The 15,448-nt window shown below is 61.4% G+C and carries 13 protein-coding genes; 4 read left to right on the top strand and 9 right to left on the bottom strand.

Going from position 1 to position 15,448, the window contains the following annotated elements; translation table 11 throughout:
• Positions 1 to 41 precede the first annotated feature (41 nt).
• The 9 genes from ACFSR7_RS14545 to ACFSR7_RS14505 form a co-directional block, all read right to left on the bottom strand.
• A complete protein-coding gene (locus tag ACFSR7_RS14545; protein WP_378162648.1) occupies positions 42 to 488 on the bottom strand; it encodes a Rieske (2Fe-2S) protein in 447 nt (148 codons plus the stop codon).
• Positions 485 to 1,615, bottom strand: a complete 1,131-nt coding sequence (locus ACFSR7_RS14540; protein ID WP_378162646.1) for an amidohydrolase family protein — start codon at positions 1,613 to 1,615, stop codon at positions 485 to 487. Before ACFSR7_RS14540 ends, ACFSR7_RS14545 begins: the two co-directional genes overlap by 4 nt.
• A 161-nt stretch (positions 1,616 to 1,776) precedes the next feature.
• Positions 1,777 to 4,896 carry a fibronectin type III domain-containing protein gene (locus ACFSR7_RS14535; RefSeq protein WP_378162644.1) on the bottom strand — a complete coding sequence of 1,040 codons (3,120 nt, stop codon included), beginning with the start codon at positions 4,894 to 4,896 and terminating at the stop codon, positions 1,777 to 1,779.
• 266 nt (positions 4,897 to 5,162) lie between these two features.
• Positions 5,163 to 6,437 carry a prolyl oligopeptidase family serine peptidase gene (locus ACFSR7_RS14530; protein WP_378162642.1) on the bottom strand — a complete coding sequence of 425 codons (1,275 nt, stop codon included), beginning with the start codon at positions 6,435 to 6,437 and terminating at the stop codon, positions 5,163 to 5,165.
• Between the two features lie 24 nt (positions 6,438 to 6,461).
• Positions 6,462 to 8,222, bottom strand: coding sequence for a DUF5605 domain-containing protein (locus ACFSR7_RS14525; RefSeq protein WP_378162640.1), 1,761 nt, complete (start codon positions 8,220 to 8,222; stop codon positions 6,462 to 6,464).
• Entirely contained in the window at positions 8,219 to 9,745 is a 1,527-nt protein-coding gene (gene glpK / locus ACFSR7_RS14520; protein ID WP_378162638.1) for a glycerol kinase GlpK, read from the bottom strand. Before glpK ends, ACFSR7_RS14525 begins: the two co-directional genes overlap by 4 nt.
• 12 nt (positions 9,746 to 9,757) lie before the next feature.
• Positions 9,758 to 10,696, bottom strand: a complete 939-nt coding sequence (locus ACFSR7_RS14515) for a transketolase family protein (RefSeq protein WP_378162636.1) — start codon at positions 10,694 to 10,696, stop codon at positions 9,758 to 9,760.
• A 2-nt stretch (positions 10,697 to 10,698) separates the two neighbouring features.
• On the bottom strand, positions 10,699 to 11,544 hold the full coding sequence (locus ACFSR7_RS14510) for a transketolase (RefSeq protein WP_378162635.1): 846 nt from the start codon (positions 11,542 to 11,544) through the stop codon (positions 10,699 to 10,701).
• A 20-nt stretch (positions 11,545 to 11,564) separates the two neighbouring features.
• Positions 11,565 to 12,998 (bottom strand): L-fucose/L-arabinose isomerase family protein, encoded by a 1,434-nt coding sequence (locus ACFSR7_RS14505; RefSeq protein ID WP_378162633.1) that lies wholly within the window; start codon positions 12,996 to 12,998, stop codon positions 11,565 to 11,567.
• Between the two features lie 230 nt (positions 12,999 to 13,228).
• Between ACFSR7_RS14505 and ACFSR7_RS14500 the strand changes: the two genes are divergently transcribed.
• The 4 genes from ACFSR7_RS14500 to ACFSR7_RS14485 all read left to right on the top strand — a co-directional run bounded on the left by ACFSR7_RS14500 (position 13,229) and on the right by ACFSR7_RS14485 (position 15,352).
• Complete coding sequence (locus ACFSR7_RS14500) at positions 13,229 to 14,302, top strand: LacI family DNA-binding transcriptional regulator (protein WP_378162632.1); 1,074 nt, start codon at positions 13,229 to 13,231, stop codon at positions 14,300 to 14,302.
• 162 nt (positions 14,303 to 14,464) lie between these two features.
• Positions 14,465 to 14,833, top strand: a complete 369-nt coding sequence (locus ACFSR7_RS14495) for a hypothetical protein (protein WP_378162630.1) — start codon at positions 14,465 to 14,467, stop codon at positions 14,831 to 14,833.
• A complete protein-coding gene (locus ACFSR7_RS14490) occupies positions 14,778 to 14,978 on the top strand; it encodes a glycoside hydrolase family 66 protein (RefSeq protein ID WP_378163058.1) in 201 nt (66 codons plus the stop codon). Before ACFSR7_RS14495 ends, ACFSR7_RS14490 begins: the two co-directional genes overlap by 56 nt.
• Complete coding sequence (locus tag ACFSR7_RS14485) at positions 14,975 to 15,352, top strand: glycoside hydrolase family 66 protein (RefSeq protein WP_378162628.1); 378 nt, start codon at positions 14,975 to 14,977, stop codon at positions 15,350 to 15,352. Before ACFSR7_RS14490 ends, ACFSR7_RS14485 begins: the two co-directional genes overlap by 4 nt.
• Positions 15,353 to 15,448 lie beyond the last annotated feature (96 nt).

Raw genomic sequence — 15,448 nt, 5'->3', positions numbered from 1 at the left:
AAACCTCATCGCCAGGAGAGGTTTTTTATCTTTTCGTACCGCTATAGATGAATCATCACGTAGTCTTCCTCGACCGACACGCCGAATTTCTCCACGGTAACTTCGTAGGACTTGGTTCGCATCTTCCCGTCGACGATCATGCAGCCCGTCTTGATGTCGAACTCCCACTGATGCCAAGGGCAGCGCACGATCTCCCCTTCCCGCTCGAAGGTGAAGTCGCCGGGCCCGGAGGATACGACGGCCGCGGTCACGAGCCCCTTGCAGAGCTCCGCTCCCTGATGGGGACAAACGTTGCGCAGCGCGTGAAAGGTGCCCTGGATATTGTAGACGCCGATGCTGCGCCCTTCGACCTCCACGATCTTGCGCGCGCCGGGCGGGATCTCCGACACGCGCGCGGCGCGGAACCGCTTGTCTGACGGACCGGCTTGCCGCCTCGGCTCGGCTGAGGACGGTCGCGGATCGGGGCGCTGCTGCTCCGTCGCGCTCATCCTTCCTCCTCCGTCTCTCTCTGCGGCAACCCGTACAGCTCGGCGGCGTTGTCGTAGTAGATCCGGTCCGCCAGATCGTCGGCCAGCTTGGGCAGCGCCTGCTTGGGCGAATCGTAGTCCCAGTGCGGATAATCGCTACAGTACATGAGCGTATCCTTGGCGTGGATGCTGTCCAGCAAGGAATCGAACAAAGCGCGGCTTGGCGTCTCGTCGATCGGCTGCGTCGTGACGCGGACATGCTCGCGGAAGTATTCGCTCGGCTTCTTGCGAACCCACGGCGTCTGCACGCGCAGGCCCTTCCACTCCTGGTCCATCTTCCACAGCAAGGGCGCAAGCCAGAGGACGCCCGCTTCCTGCAAGACGACCTTCAGCGTCGGGAAGCGCTCGAACACGCCTTCGAAAATAAAGCTGGCCAGATGCGCCGCCATCGTCGACGGCCGCGCGCAGCGCGTCTCGATGTAGTTCGTCACGTACCCGGCTCCCGTCGGCGGGCTGTTGATGCCCTCTCCCTCCAAGCCGACGTGGATCGTGAACGGCAGGTTATGGCGCACGCACGCTTCGTAGATCGGATCGTAAAAGCGGTTCCCGTACGGCAGCGTCGCGCCGTTGCAGACGATGACCTGCACCATGTCGGCTCTGCCGCCGACGCGGTCGATCTCCTTCGCGGCGAGCCGCGGCTCCTGCTTCGGGATCATGACCGAGCCCCGCAGCCGGCTGTCCCGCGTCAGCCAATGCTCGATCGTATAGTCGTTGATCGCGCTGCAGGTCGCAGCCGCGTAATCGTAGTTGATCGTCGCCTGAATGCCGTAGCCTTCTCCGGTCAAAATGCCGTACGCGACGTTGTAGCGGTCCAGCTGCTGCCGCTGCATGAGCGCCAGATCGCTGCCTGCGCGGCCGCCTTCCTCCGGATAGGCGTCGGCCATCCGTCCGCCGACCCCGCCGTTAAAATGCATGCCGCCGGGATACGCGGGTCCGTACGCCTCGACCAGCTCCCGGTAATGACGCGGCAGATACGGCTTGATCTCCTCTAAGCCCGAGATCTGGTGAATGTCGCAGTCGATGATCGGTCGTTTGGCTTTGCTCTTTTTGTCCGCCGGCGCCGGCGTTTCGGCTTGCGAAGTCTGCATGCCTGATGCACCTCCAAGGTTCCAATGAACCGCCGGGCGGCGAGTCGCGAGCCGCCCGGCGAGTCGATTGCTTGACCTTCATATTAAAGCGCGGACCGTCGAACGCCAATGCTGCCTTGTCTGTCGTTTTTGCGATTTTGTAAGGTTACGGGTCTTGCGGTCTAAATGACCTGCTTCACGGCGACATCGTCGAAATACGCCTGGGCGACATGCGTGTACACGCCGATTTTCCCGCTTGCCAGGGATGAATCCGTCGTGTTGATCTTGAGCGTCCCGTTGACGTAAGCCTTGATCGCCGTTCCGTTCAGCTCGAGCTTGAACAGATGCTGCGTGCCCGTGCTCAGCGTCAGCGATGCCGAAGCGACGATGCTCTCCGTGCCGCCCACGACCTTGCGGAGCGACAGCTGCCCCAGATTGTTGTCGTAGTAGACGTAATAGTAATTGTTGTTGTCCGCAAATCGCGCTACCAGCCCGATTCTGCCGTAAATGCTCTGCCACTGGTCGGCTTTGATCTTGGCCTCCACGCTGTAATTCGTCCAGGCCGTATCGCCCGCCGTAGACTTGGAGCCGCCTTTGTCGAAGTTGTCGGCTAGATAGGCGTACGAGCCTCCGTTCGCGACGACGCTATAATTGCCCCAGGAGCTGGCCACCGTCCAGCCCGTCGCCGTGCCGCTCTCGAACTGTTCCTTGAACAGCAGATCGCTCGTAGTGACGGCGGTCGGGCCGCTTCCCGCAGAAACGTTGCCCGACGGATCGAACGCCTTCACGACATAGTGATACGTCGTCAGCCCGGTGACGCTCTTATCGGTATAATGCGTGACGTTGCCGTTAAGCGAGGCGATCTGCGTACCGTCGCGATAAACCTTGTAGCCGGACACGCCGACGTTGTCCGTGGACTTGGTCCACGACAGCTCCACTTTGGCGGCCGTATCGGACGCGGCCGCGACGCCGGAAGGCGCCGTCGGCGCGGTCAGATCCGTGCCGGTGGCGGGATCGTACGCCAGCTCGAACGCGTAGCCTTTGTCGGTTTCCAGCGGCACCGTGATCGTCGAGCCCGACACCGTGACCGGCACCTCCGCCAGCCGCACGCCGTTCTGCGCGAGCTTGTAGGCTTTGTACGCCGACGGCGTGCGCGTCGTATCGAGCTTGAACTCGCCCAGGCCGTACTTTACGAGCGTCGGCAGTGTGCCCTGGTGGTACGTCGTAATGCCGCCGGACGTCTCTTCGTATTCGCCGGTCCCGGCGGCGTCGGTCGTATAGGTGAGCAGGATGCGGCCGCTCTCGTCGAGCGGCTCGTCGTCCAGCGACAGCGCGGACACCGTGCCATGCGCCAGATCGCCCTTCAGCGTGACGGCGCCGAGCGCGTAGCTGCTGCCGTCCAACGTGCCGACGGCCGCCGCCGCGTACGGCGTGTTGATCAGGTACGTATTCGTGTTCAGGTCGAACACGAGCTCGCCCGTATCCGAGACCAGCAGGTTGTCGTCCAGGGCGTCCTGCATGGACGCCTTGAGCCCCGTATCGTCGAGCGCGTCGATGAACGTCTCCGCGACCTCCTTCATCGTCATCGCGTTCGTAATCGTAATCTCGTTGGCGCCCGGGATATCCCCCGCCGCGATATCCGCCGGCGTCAGGCCGGGCGTAATCTTGTAGATCGCGTAAGGCGCGGCCGGATGGTCCGCGTACACCGTCACCGTCTTGAATAAATGCGGTATCATCATGCGGTTGCGTTCCTGATCCTGGTTTTCGGTCGCGGAGCCATGCGTCGCCACCCACGTTTTATCCCTGACGATAACGAATTTCGGATCGCTCTCCGCGACGTGTCCCCGGCGGAACAGCAGCGCGCTCTGATACTCGGACATCGTCGCCAGCGTATCCGAGACGGAATCGAAGGAGATGGCGCCGCCGAGCGGCGTCTCGTTGACGGCCTCGTTCACCCGGCTGCTGAAGTCGAAGCGGTTCATCATATCCCAGCCGTTGTAAGCCCCGGACGCGGATGAGATCAAGCCGAGCTCGTCTCGCCCGTCGGTCGGGAACTCCTGGTTAAACTCCGTCAGCGCGAAGGGCTTCCGGTACAGCTGGCCGAGCGCAAGGGCGGGGATGTAATTTTTGATGATGGACGAACCGTACTGCGGGACGTAGCTCGCCGCCGTCGCAGGATCGAACACGGTACTGTAGCGCGGATGCGTAAGCGGGTTATAACTAAAGACCCCTCTGCCGTTAACCAGCCCGTTGTACAGATGCGTCTCCTGAACGTCCGCCTGCGTCCGCCAGTAGTTGGCCAGCGAATCGTTAATGTAGTTGATGCCGCCGATCGGCGCGTGGACGCCTACAACGTTCTTTAAGTAGGACTTCATGTCGCCGTTGGCCGCGAACTGCTTCTCCGTAAAGTATGCGGTCATAAGGTCCCTGACGCCGGGCGGCGTCCCCCAGAAGCTCGTCGGAAACGTCGACACCGTCGGCAGCCCTTTGCCGGTCAGGTAGGCGTTGAAGTCCGTCTTGATCCAGTTGTTAAAATTGGCGTCGGAGAAATTGGCGTTGTAGAGCAGCGATTCGTTCACCGGCGAAAGACCCATCAGCTGGGGATCGTCCTTCAGCGCGAGGCCGGTATACGGATTCACGTGCGACAGGAGCTGGCTCGCGAAAGACTTCCAGATGGCGATCCCGTCCGACATCAGCGTCGCCAAATACTTGGATGCGGTCGTGCCGTACGTATTCAGGCTCGAGACGCCCGAGAAATCGGCATACGCCAAGATGTCCATGTCGATATAAATGCCGCGCGCCTTGAGCAAAGCGTTGAAATACTCGAAGTTGTCGAGCTTGGTCGCGTTCAGCGTCACCGTCGTGGACGTGGGCTTCGCCATCAACCCTCTGGCCCAGTCGTAGTTCTGGTCCACGGAAGAATACCGCACGACATTGTAGCCCATGGCGGCGAGCCGGTCGGCGATGACGACCATCTCCGCGTGGGTCGGATCGGTGCCGTAGCTGCCGTTCAGGTTGCCGCCGTAAAACTTCACCTTCTTCGTCGGCTCGTCCTCGAATACGTAATCGCCGTCCGCGTCGATCTGAACGAAGCCCTTGTCTCCCGCCGGGGCGTCGTTCAGAAACGATAAATCCAGGGCGCTGCCGGGCGCCACGGCCATCGTCGTATCGATCGCCCTCCAGGTGCTGTCGGCTACGATCGGATCCGCGCTCGCCACCTCCGCCTTGCCCGCGACAGAAGCGACCGGAACAAGCAGGGCCAAGGACAGGGCGACGGCCGTCGGTTTGGTCATTCTTTTCATCATTCAAGCCTCCTCAAAGGGTTGGTCACGCAGTTTGAAGGCGCTTACAATTTATACAGTCGACTTCCGGCTTCTCGCGCTTCATCTCCTTTCCGCCATTTCAGCATTATCATAGAATCGGGCGGATCCACCGACAATGTTCGGGCGTCGGCTGTTTTTTGCGAGTTCGTCAGGAGGCGCCCCGCTGCGCGCTCCCAAACGTTGAGCGAAGATTAGCCCCTGATCGAAAAAAATAGACCAACCGGAAAAGCCGGTCGGTCGATCAACTACTTTTTCTGCAAAGCCAGCCATTCCATCAGCGACACTTCCCTGCCATTAACCGCTACAGGCTGCCCGTCGTAGTCCAGGCGGCAGTCGTCGTTCAGCGCGTAGATCCACGAGAAATGCCCGTGATAGACAAACGGCTCTCCCCGCTCATCGGCGAACCGGCCATGGAGATCGACGACCCGGTCGAAATACGAGAAATGCACGTCCTTCGCACCGGCCTTGATCAAGCGCTCGTAGGTCGGCACCGCCGTCTCTTCCGGCCTCACGATCGAATCGTCCTTGGCATGGGTCAGCCAGATCGGCAGGTGTTTGATCCGTTCGATGTCCGCGTCGCCGATGACTTCGTCGTACAGCGCCTCGCAGACCGGAAAAGCAGCCGCGAAGTACGCCGGGTAATCCAGCACCATCCGCATTGTCATAAATCCGCCGTTGGAGCAGCCGCCGATATAAATCCGGTCCGTGTCGATCGCGGCCTCGTTGAGGGAGACGAATTCGTCGATCAGCGCTTTTAACGCCTGAACGTACCTGGACTTCCCCGTCCGGCCGTATTGCCTGCTGCCGTCGTCCAGCCAGAAGGTCGGCGCCTGCGGCACCAGCACGAACGCGCCGCCGAGCTTGGCCTGAATGTCAGCGCCGGCCAGGTTGACTACATTGTTGCCCGTATAGGCGATGGCCGGATCCGTCCCGCCTTCACCGCCACCGTGCAGCCAGATGAGGAGCGGCCTTTTTCCGTTTCCGGTCTGCGGCACGAAGTAGCCGTACTTTAGCGGTTCCGCTTGAAATGAAGAGATGCCCTGCAGAAACCGCTCCGCCTGCTTCGCGGTATTTCCGGCGCACCGGTCGAACACACAGCCCGACAGCGATTCGCCTTCTGCCGAACGGATCTCCGCAATCTGCGCAATCCGGTAATCGCTGACGATATATTCGTTCATGCCGTTTAATGGCGCGATGGATGCGGCCAAAGGATCGAGCGGGCCGTGCTTCATCTCGAGCGTCACGAACGTCCCTTCTTCGGCACGCATGCCGGCGATCGAGGAAGGATAAGCGTCCAGAATCGTGCCGTAGCCCTTGCTCGGTATCTTAAGCTCCGGCTCGGTCCAGCTTTTGGGAAGCAGGAGCACCTCGCCTTGTTTGTCCTTCCGTTCCACGTAAACGCTAAAGCAGGCCGGCTTGACCGCTTCCGCCTTCACCACGGTCCGCATCGGCAGGACGAGCTTCGTAATAAACGGGCCGTAATCCGTGATTTCCGTAATCGTGTAGTAGATGCTTCCCATCTCGGCCTCCCCCTCTCCGGCGCGCTATTCCGCCTTCGTCAGCCTGACGGCCATGAACTGCTTGCCCGGCAGCTCGATGCGGAATGCCCCCTCGTACGTCCCTTCGAGCCGCTCGACCGTCATGTTCCACGTATCGATGACGTCCGCGACGTACTTCGTTCCCGGTTTGCGGCTGAAGTTCCGATAACGGGGCTGGTTGAAGCCGAAATAGTACAAATAGTATTCGTCCTTCACGCCGGCGCACGGCACGTCCCAATCGGACGGCAGCGGGTTCAGCACGCCGCCCGGGCTCTCCTCGGTTATGCGGCGCAGAAAGGCGATCCGGTCGGGACTCGTGCCCGTGAGCTTGCCGCCTTTGGACCACCACAGCACTTCTTCGGGATTAAGGTACGTTTCCCCGTGTCCCACGTATCCTCCGCGGATCGCGCCTTCCCAGAAGCGGCGCGTCATCTCTTCGCCGGTGATATTGCCCCAGCCCTGGTCGATGTCGCCTTCGTAGGCGCACTCGTCAATGACGATCGGTTTTTTCCACTTTTCCCGCCATTCGGTCGTCGCCTCGGACGTCTTGTACACGTCGACCCGCTGGATGCTGCAATGCGTGACCCATGGCTTGCTGTAGTCGTAAAAGGCGAAGCAGTTGTGATTGGAAATGAGATGTCCCGCGGGGTCGTTCGACGTGACGATCTCGGCGAAGCGCTCCCAGTCGGCCAGCTCCTTGTTCCACATGAGATCGTACTCGTTCGCCAGCGACCACCACACGTTGCGATAAGCGGACAGGCGGGCCGTGACGTAGCGAAGGTATCGGTCGTCGGCCGCCGGGTTCATCTCCGAATAGCCCCAGCGGTCGTAAGCGTGGAAAAGGATCAGGTCCGCTTCGATGCCCAGCTTGCCCAAATCGGCGATCCGATCCTCCAGATGGCGGAAGAATACCGGGTTGAACCGCGTATAATCCCAGCCCTTCTCCAGGGAGCCCTCGAACGGATCGTAGACAGGCTCGTTCTCGTTGAACAGGTACGATTTCGGAAACACGCACATGCGCATTTTGTTGAACGGGGAAGCTTTGAGCGTCTCGAGCGTCTGCGCTTCTAACGCGTCTCCCTGGTGCGTCCATGCATAACAGGTGGTGCCGACCGGGATATAGGAAGTGCCGTCTTCGTAGGCAAAATGATACGTGTCCTTCACGCGGACCGGGCCATGGTTGCCGGCGGACGGGGGAAAGACACGGAACGCGCCTTCGATGCCGTTCAGGGATCGGGCGTTGCTGGTCGTCCGGTACGTCCACGCGCCCTGCGCGTCCGGCATGAAGCGGATGCGGTAGACGCCGTCTCCATCGTAGAAGCCGGCCATGCGGACGCTTTTGTCGCCGAACGCGAACTCGGCGGCCAGTTCGACGTCCGTGAAAGGATTGCCGTGGCTCGGTCCCTTCAGCTCGATCTCGTAGACGCCCCACTGCTCGGCCTCGTCCGGCGCTTGCACCGCCGCGGAAGCTTCGGGGACGTCAGCCGGCTCGTATCCGGCGGACGGGGCGACCTCGGCATCCGGCTCCGCCATGGCGGCGGTATCGGACGCAACGCCGGCCAGCTCCGCCAGTGTGTCGGCGATCCAATCCGGCTGCCCCAATTCTTCCTGGCGGAAGGCGTACACCTTTTCCAGCGTCAGGCTCTTGAAGAGCGACAGCATATGGGGCGGCGAGGAAAGCAAGTCCGGCAGCCTGCGGGCCAGAACCGCACGGGCCGCTTCGTTTTTGTAGATGATGCCGATGCGGGTCTTTTCGGTAAATGTCATGCTTGTTTGACCTCCTCCAACGCGCTTGTTTTCGTAGGGGCGCCTATTACCGAACCCGCCGCTTTTTGCCACCCTGCATATAATCGTTCGCGTTCGGCCGCTTCCATAACGGGTGCGTATGGTTGTCCGGCCGCCCCGAACCGCTCGATCTCGTCCAGCGAAGCCCAGTAACCGACGCCCAGGCCCGCCATATAGACGGCGCCCATCGCCGACAGCTCCGCGACCGCGGACCGCGACACGGCCAGATTCAGCAGGTCGGCCTGGAACTGCATGAGCAGCGGGTTGCCGGAGGCGCCGCCGTCCGCATGGAGCTTCTTGAGCGGGATGCCCGTCTCGCTCGCCATTAATTCCGCCGCGTCGCGCACCTGGTACGCGATGCTCTCGACCGCGGCGCGGACGATATGGCCCTTGCCGGTCGCCCGGCTCATGCCGACGATCGCGGCCCTTGCGTACGGATCCCAATAGGGGGCGCCCAGCCCGACGAATGCGGGCACGAGGTAGACGCCTTCGTTGTCCGGCGTCCGCCTCAGCATGACGTCCAGCTCCTCGAACGAATCGAACAGCCCGAGATTGTCCCTGACCCACTTGACGCTGTCGCCGGAGCTGCGGATGACGGCTTCAAGCGCATAAGTCACCTGGCCGCTCTTTCCCCAAGCGATGGCCGTCACCAACCCGTTATCCGATACGACGGGGCGTTCGCCGGTGTTCATGAGCACCGAGGTTCCCGTGCCGTAGGTCGCCTTCGCCATACCCGGCTCGAGGCACAGCTGCCCGAACAGGGCCCCTTGGGAATCCCCGATGACGCCGGATACGGGGATTTTCTCGGGGAACAGGTCCGGGTCGTCCGTGAAGCCGAACGATTCGTCCGAGAACTTGACCTCGGGGAGCAACGCCCGCGGCACGCCGAACAGTCCGCACAGCTCGTCGTCCCAGTCCAGCGTATGGATATTGAACAGGGAAGTCCGGCTCGCGTTGGTGTAGTCGGTCGCATGCGTTTTCCAGCCGGTCAGCTTCCAGATCAGCCAGCTGTCGATCGTGCCGGCGAGCAGCCGGCCTTGCGCCAGCAGCGGTTTAGCGCTTTCAACATGGGTTAGTATCCAATCCCACTTGGCGGCGGAGAAGTACGGATCGAGCATGAGTCCGGTCTTGGACCGTACCGTCCGTTCATGTCCGGCGGCTCGCAGCGCCTCGCACCGGTCGGCCGTGCGCTGGCACTGCCAGACGATCGCGTTGTATACGGGATGGCCCGTCTCCCGGTCCCAGACGACGGCCGTCTCCCTTTGATTCGTGAGGGCGAGCGCGGCCAAAGCGGCGGGCTCGATGCCCGCCAGCTCCAGCGCTTCGCGCACCGTCCGCTTCACGTTGTCGTAAATCTCGAGCGGATCGTGCTCCACCCAACCGGGCTTCGGATACACTTGCCGGTGCTCCGCGCTGCTCTTCGCGACGACCCGGCCGGAACGGTCGACGAGCAAAGCCTTCGTGCCCGCCGTGCTCTGGTCAACCGCCAGGATATACTTTTCCATGAACGGCCGTCCTTATCTGCCCAGCAGATCCAGGGCGATCTTTTTGATGTTGCCGGCGCTGATGCCGTAGTGGTCGAATACCTCGGCGCTCTTGCCCGCGATGGCCGGCTCGTCCGGGATGCCGAGAATGCGCATCGGCACGGGCTTGTGCTGCACGACGACTTCGGCCACCGCGGCGCCGAGACCGCCGTGAATGCTGTGCTCCTCGACGGTGATGATATGTCCCGTCTCGAGAGCGGCCTTGACGACCGCTTCCTCGTCCAGCGGCTTGATCGTATGCATGTTGATCACGCGGCAGGAGACGCCTGCTTCCTTAAGCGCTTCATGGGCGTCGAGCGCGACGCGAACGGTCTCGCCTGCCGCGATGATCGTCAGATCGCCGCCTTCGCGCAGGGTGACGGCCTTGCCGATCACGAATTCGTAGTCGTCGTTCTCGTAGACGTCTTCGACCGGATTGCGCCCGATGCGAATGTACGCACCGCCCTCGTGCTTTACGAGCGCTTCGGTCATGCGCTTCGTCTCGTGCCGGTCGGCGGGCAGGATGACGGCAAGGCCCGGGATCGCCCGCGAAACGGCCAGATCCTGCACCGAATGGTGCGACATGCCGAGCGCGCCGTAGCTGACGCCCCCGCTGATGCCGACCAGCTTCACGTTCGTGGCCGAATAAGCGACGTCCACCTTGATCTGTTCGATGCTGCGCATGCTGAGAAAGCAAGCCGGCGAGGTCACGAACGGCTTTTTGCCGCTGTGCGCGAGGCCGGCCGAGATGCCGACGATGTTCTGCTCGGCGATGCCGACTTCGACGAATTGGTCCGGATACGCCTTGGCAAACGGAGCCATGGCGGCCGAGCCTCGCGAGTCGCTGGCGAGCACCATAATGTCGCGGTCTTCCTTGGCCAGCTCCAGCAGCGTATCGCAAATGACCTGACGGTTCGGTATCGTATTCGCCATAATTAACGCACCAGCCCTTCCTGCTCGTAGCTCTCGATCGCAGCGGACAGCTCGGCGAGCGCCAAGGCCAACTGCTCGTCGTTTGGCACGTGGTGGTGCCAGTGCGCCACGTTTTCGGCGAAGGATACGCCTTTGCCTTTGACCGTGTTCGCCATGACCAGCGTAGGCTTGCCGGGTATCGCAGGCGCCGCCTCGAAGACGCGCACCAGCTGCTCCATGTCGTTGCCGTCGATGGACACGACGTTCCAGCCGAAGGCCGCCCACTTCTCCTCGAGGGGCTCGAGGCCCATCACTTCCTCGGTCGATCCGCTGATCTGAAGCCGGTTGCGGTCGATGATGGCGACCAGGTTATCCAGCTTGTAGTGCGGACCCGCCATCGCGGCTTCCCACACGGAGCCTTCCGCCTGTTCGCCGTCGCCCATCAGGCAGAACACCCGATAGTCCCTGCCGTCCCGCTTCGCCGCGAGCGCCATGCCGACGCCGATGGCCAGCCCGTGGCCCAGCGCGCCCGTGTTCATTTCGATGCCCGGCACCTTGTTGTTGGGATGCCCGATCAGCCGCGTGCCGAACTGGCTGAACGTCTTCAGCTCTTCCTTGGGAAAGAAGCCGAGGTCGCCGAGGATGCACCAGAGGGATTCCACCGAATGCCCCTTGCTCGCGATGAACCGGTCGCGCCCGTCCCACTTCGGGTTCGCGGGATCGATCTTCATGACGCGGTAGTAGAGCGCCGTCAAAATATCGGTATTGCTGAGCGAGCCGCCCGTATGCCCCGTCTTGGCCCCGTGAATCATCTTCAGCAGATCCATGCGGATCTGCGCGGCTTTCGCTTTAAGTGCCGTCGTTTCCATGGATGAGTGCCTCCTTTGAATCACAGTCCCGCACCGCGAAGCCAGGCCTGAATCTCGCGTTCGGTCGGATCTACCGCATCCGGGGTCAGTCCCGGGATATAATTGCATGCCTCGTACAAGGCCGGAATCGCGTTCGCATGAATGCCTACGGAATGATGGACATAAGGGCCTTTGACCAGCTTTTCTTCCCACAGCGGCCAGTCGTTCACTTCCACCCAGACATACGAGCCCCGCGTATAAGGGCCTTGAATGCCGCGGGCTTTGCCGAGGAACAGCTGGTACTCGCCATGGTCGCCGTCGAAGCGCGCCAGCGTCATGTCGCCGCCCTTGATCTCGCCCTCGTGCGTGCCCGGCGAATGGTCGTCGAACAAGAAGTGCTTGCGCAGCTTCGGTTTGTCTTCGACGGTCAGGGAGACGGGAAAGTTGCCGCAGTGGAAAAGCAGCTCGCCGTTCGGATTTTCGGGATGGCGGACGGTCAGATCGGCGAAAAACGTCGGGTGCTGGTTCAACGTCGCCGCTTGAACCATGACGGAGGTGATCGCGCCGTGAATGTCGGTCTCGCAGGTGACCGGGATCTGTTCGTCGGTCAGTATCGCGTTGGCCAGGCAAGGCATGATCCCCATCGCGTCCTGCAGGGACGACCAGCATTGGATCGCGATCGCCGTGCTGCCGGTGTTCAGGGCATACTGCTTCATCGCAACCTTCAGGGCGGCGATCCGGCGGACGTCCGCTTCGGTCACTTCGGACCAGTCCAGTTTGGCTTTAATATAGTCGATGGCTTCCGCCAGTTCGGAGCTGCTGCCCTTCTCGATCTTCTGCGAAGCGCGCTGGATGTCGACCAGCGTGATCGGATGGATCTCGATGCCGAACCGCTCCAGCAGCTCCCCTTCGTTGCACATCATCGTCCAGAACGAAGCCGGGCGCGGGCCGATCTGCAGAATGCGCAGGCTGCGGAATTTTCTGACCACGTTCGCGGCGGCGACGAAGTTCGTGAAGCCCCGCTCGAAAACGGGATCGTTCACCCGGCTGTTCGTGACATAGGTGAAAGGAACGTTGAAGCGGCGCAGGATCTTGCCGGTGGCGAACAAGCCGCACTGCGTGTCGCGCAGGCGCATGCCGTCCTCGAGCGGCGCTTCGTCGCGGGGACCCCACAGCAGTACGGGCTTGCCCAGCGCCTTGCCGACGCGCGCCACCGTATCCTCCGTGCCGAAGTTGCAGTGCGGGAAGAACACGGCGTCCACTTTTTCCTGCTTGAACCGGTCGGCGATCAGGTCTGCGTTGATATGGTCGTCGTAGAGCAGTCCCTCTTGGTTGAGCCCTTCCAGATCGACGATATCGATGTCGAGGCCGAAGCTTTCGATTTTTTCCTTGATCAGTACCTTGTAGCGGAAAGCGTCTTCAGCGCTAAATACGAAACGTCGGGTCGGCGCGTAGCCCAGCTTCAATCTGCTCATGTGTGGGATCTCCCTTTCAGTAAACTAACTAAACAATAATAAAGTCGTTTAACTGCATGAGTTCAATTTATCACTGGTTTTTCCGCTGGTCAATGCGTTTTAAGTAAATAATATTAATAATTTAGTGGAATAATGAACTAAATTAACTAAACAAAAAGCCGATCTCTTGCTTATTAACACAATTAACATTAAACTAAACTTACTAAACGGAACGAATGGAGATTTTCTTCATGAAGATGGAAGACATCGCGAGGCTCGCCGGCGTATCCAAGGCCGCCGTGTCGCTGGCGCTCAACGGGAAAGGAGGCATCGGTCCGGAGACGCGGGACCGTATCCTTCAAATCGCCAGAGAAAACGGCTACCGGCCCAAGTCGCGAACCTCGGCCCGCGAAGCGCAGACCGCCTCGATTACGTTCCTTGTCTTCGCGAATTCCGGCATCGTCTTGGAGCAATATTACCAACAGCCCTTCTTCCGGGAGCTGATCCACTATATCGAGGAACGGTGCCGCGCGAGCGGCTATTCCCTGCTGTTCTCCTCCGTGGACATGTCGACGTTCGACGAAGGCATCCGGGCGATCGCCGAGGACAAGCGCGCCGACGGCGTCATCTTGCTGGGCACGAACTTGAACAAGGAAATGCTAGAGCAGGTCGCCGATCGTCTGAACGCCCCGCTGGTCGTGCTGGACACTTGCTTCGAGACGCTCCCGATTTCTTTTATCCAGATCAACAACGCGATGGGCGCCTATCAGGCCGGCCGGCATCTGTGCGGGCTCGGTCACCGCGACATCGGCTACATCGCTTCCGATATCCGCATCCGCAACTTCGACGACCGCCGCACCGGATTCATGCAGGCGCTGCAGGAGAACGGGCGCGAGCTGTCGCCGGCGCATGTGTTCTCGGTGGCCCCCACGATTCTCTCCTCCCAGGACGCGCTGAAAAAGCGGTTGTCCGCTTACCGGGAATCGCGGATGCCGATGCCGACGGCCTTTTTCTGCGAATGCGACTACATCGCGATCAGCGCGATCAAGTCGCTCGTCGAGCTGGGCTATCGCGTGCCGGAGGACGTCTCCGTGGTCGGCTTCGACAATATCTCCGAAGCGCTCATCGTCTCTCCCGAGCTGACGACCGTGCACGTGGAAAAGGAACGGATGGCCCGCCTCGCGGTGGACATGATCGTCGAAGCGATCGAATCCGACTCGCTCGTCGGCTCCAAGGTGCTCGTGGACACGCAGTTTATCGCGAGAGGATCCTCCCGCTCCCCGGATCCCGCAGCGCGCGAGGCGGCGGCGAACGCCGTACGCTAATGTGACGGCAGCGCAAGCAACATCGTTGGATCATGCGCTTGAAGCGAAAGGTACAGCCCTGTAGAAGCCAGGGGGCTGTACCTTTCTTGCTGCTTGGGGCAGTTGACAGCCGCTCCAGCCGCAGCGCACGGTCCGGCGGCCCTCGCAGTGGAGCGCGCCGGCATGCTGCCCATTCCCCGTCCGCCTATGAAGTTATCAGGACTCCCTCGCGTTCAACCGCTTGAGCAAGCCATCCAGATCGTCCTCGCCGAGCGCGCCGCCGCTGAAGCCCGCGTCCGCAAGGCCGGTTCCGTTGCAGCTGACTTGATCCGCATCCGCGCCGCGCAGCAGAATGGATGCGCCGGCGTTGGCGGGAATCGCCGCCCGCAGCTCGATCTCGTCTTCATTCCCGTTCCCTTTCCCGTTTCCGGCGAACGCCCAGCCCGATTCGACCTTGCCGTAGGAAGCCGATCCGGCGCGCGCTTATTGGAGCGGGCTGCTGCTGACGTCGATCATCGCCTCGCTCGGCGCCTATCATCTGCTGGCCGGTGAGTCGCTATCGCTGCTGACGCAGGCCTACTATGTGGACTACAGTCCAGCGGGAGCCGACTTCGCGGCTGCGCTCAGGCGATACTGCGACTTTCAGATCCGCTACGCGAAACTGCTGTACGACGCCTCGCTCCGCACGTCTCCATGACGCATGCCGACGGCGATAACCTGGAGTACGTATTCGACGGGCTAAACTACAGCACCTATGGCGAGGCCGGTAAAGTATGGACGATAATCAGGGAAAGCGAAAGGTTCAAAACGGTCAGCTTCGTCAACCTGTCCAGCCAGTCGGACGACTACTGGAACGAGGGTAAGGCAGAAACCGCCACCGTCTCCGGCATCGCAGTGCGCATGCTGCTCGACCGCGAGCCTGCTGGCGTATTCGCAGCCTCGCCGGACGATCGGCTCGGCCGGCCGCAGCAGCTTGCGTACCGGGTGACGGACAGCCTGCGCGGGATGACGCTGGAGGTCGAGGTGCCCTCCCTAAGCGTATGGACGCTGCTGTGGATCGAGATTGGTTAAGATTTGGGCTGACGGTCACCGCTAGCCGGTTTTCTGGCTGGTTCTCCGCTGACTTCGCGCTCCGATAACGATGTGGCAGCGTCTTATTTCGGCGGG

This window comes from Cohnella sp. GCM10020058 (assembly GCF_042683485.1).
In the GTDB taxonomy this organism is placed as follows: Bacteria; Bacillota; Bacilli; order Paenibacillales; family Paenibacillaceae; genus Cohnella.
Note: the sequence above shows the minus strand (reverse complement) of the source record. Positions and strands in the feature narration are given on the sequence as shown.

Excerpts from the sequence above, each read along its gene's own strand:
- ACFSR7_RS14505 (WP_378162633.1), bottom strand. The coding sequence starts at position 12,998 with ATGAGCAGATTGAAGCTGGGCTACGCGCCGACCCGACGTTTCGTATTT.
- glpK (WP_378162638.1), bottom strand. The coding sequence starts at position 9,745 with ATGGAAAAGTATATCCTGGCGGTTGACCAGAGCACGGCGGGCACGAAG.
- ACFSR7_RS14535 (WP_378162644.1), bottom strand. The coding sequence starts at position 4,896 with ATGAAAAGAATGACCAAACCGACGGCCGTCGCCCTGTCCTTGGCCCTG.
- ACFSR7_RS14510 (WP_378162635.1), bottom strand. The coding sequence starts at position 11,544 with ATGGAAACGACGGCACTTAAAGCGAAAGCCGCGCAGATCCGCATGGAT.
- ACFSR7_RS14500 (WP_378162632.1), top strand. The coding sequence starts at position 13,229 with ATGAAGATGGAAGACATCGCGAGGCTCGCCGGCGTATCCAAGGCCGCC.
- ACFSR7_RS14545 (WP_378162648.1), bottom strand. The coding sequence starts at position 488 with ATGAGCGCGACGGAGCAGCAGCGCCCCGATCCGCGACCGTCCTCAGCC.
- ACFSR7_RS14485 (WP_378162628.1), top strand. The coding sequence starts at position 14,975 with ATGACGCATGCCGACGGCGATAACCTGGAGTACGTATTCGACGGGCTA.
- ACFSR7_RS14540 (WP_378162646.1), bottom strand. The coding sequence starts at position 1,615 with ATGCAGACTTCGCAAGCCGAAACGCCGGCGCCGGCGGACAAAAAGAGC.
- ACFSR7_RS14495 (WP_378162630.1), top strand. The coding sequence starts at position 14,465 with ATGCTGCCCATTCCCCGTCCGCCTATGAAGTTATCAGGACTCCCTCGC.
- ACFSR7_RS14530 (WP_378162642.1), bottom strand. The coding sequence starts at position 6,437 with ATGGGAAGCATCTACTACACGATTACGGAAATCACGGATTACGGCCCG.
- ACFSR7_RS14515 (WP_378162636.1), bottom strand. The coding sequence starts at position 10,696 with ATGGCGAATACGATACCGAACCGTCAGGTCATTTGCGATACGCTGCTG.
- ACFSR7_RS14525 (WP_378162640.1), bottom strand. The coding sequence starts at position 8,222 with ATGACATTTACCGAAAAGACCCGCATCGGCATCATCTACAAAAACGAA.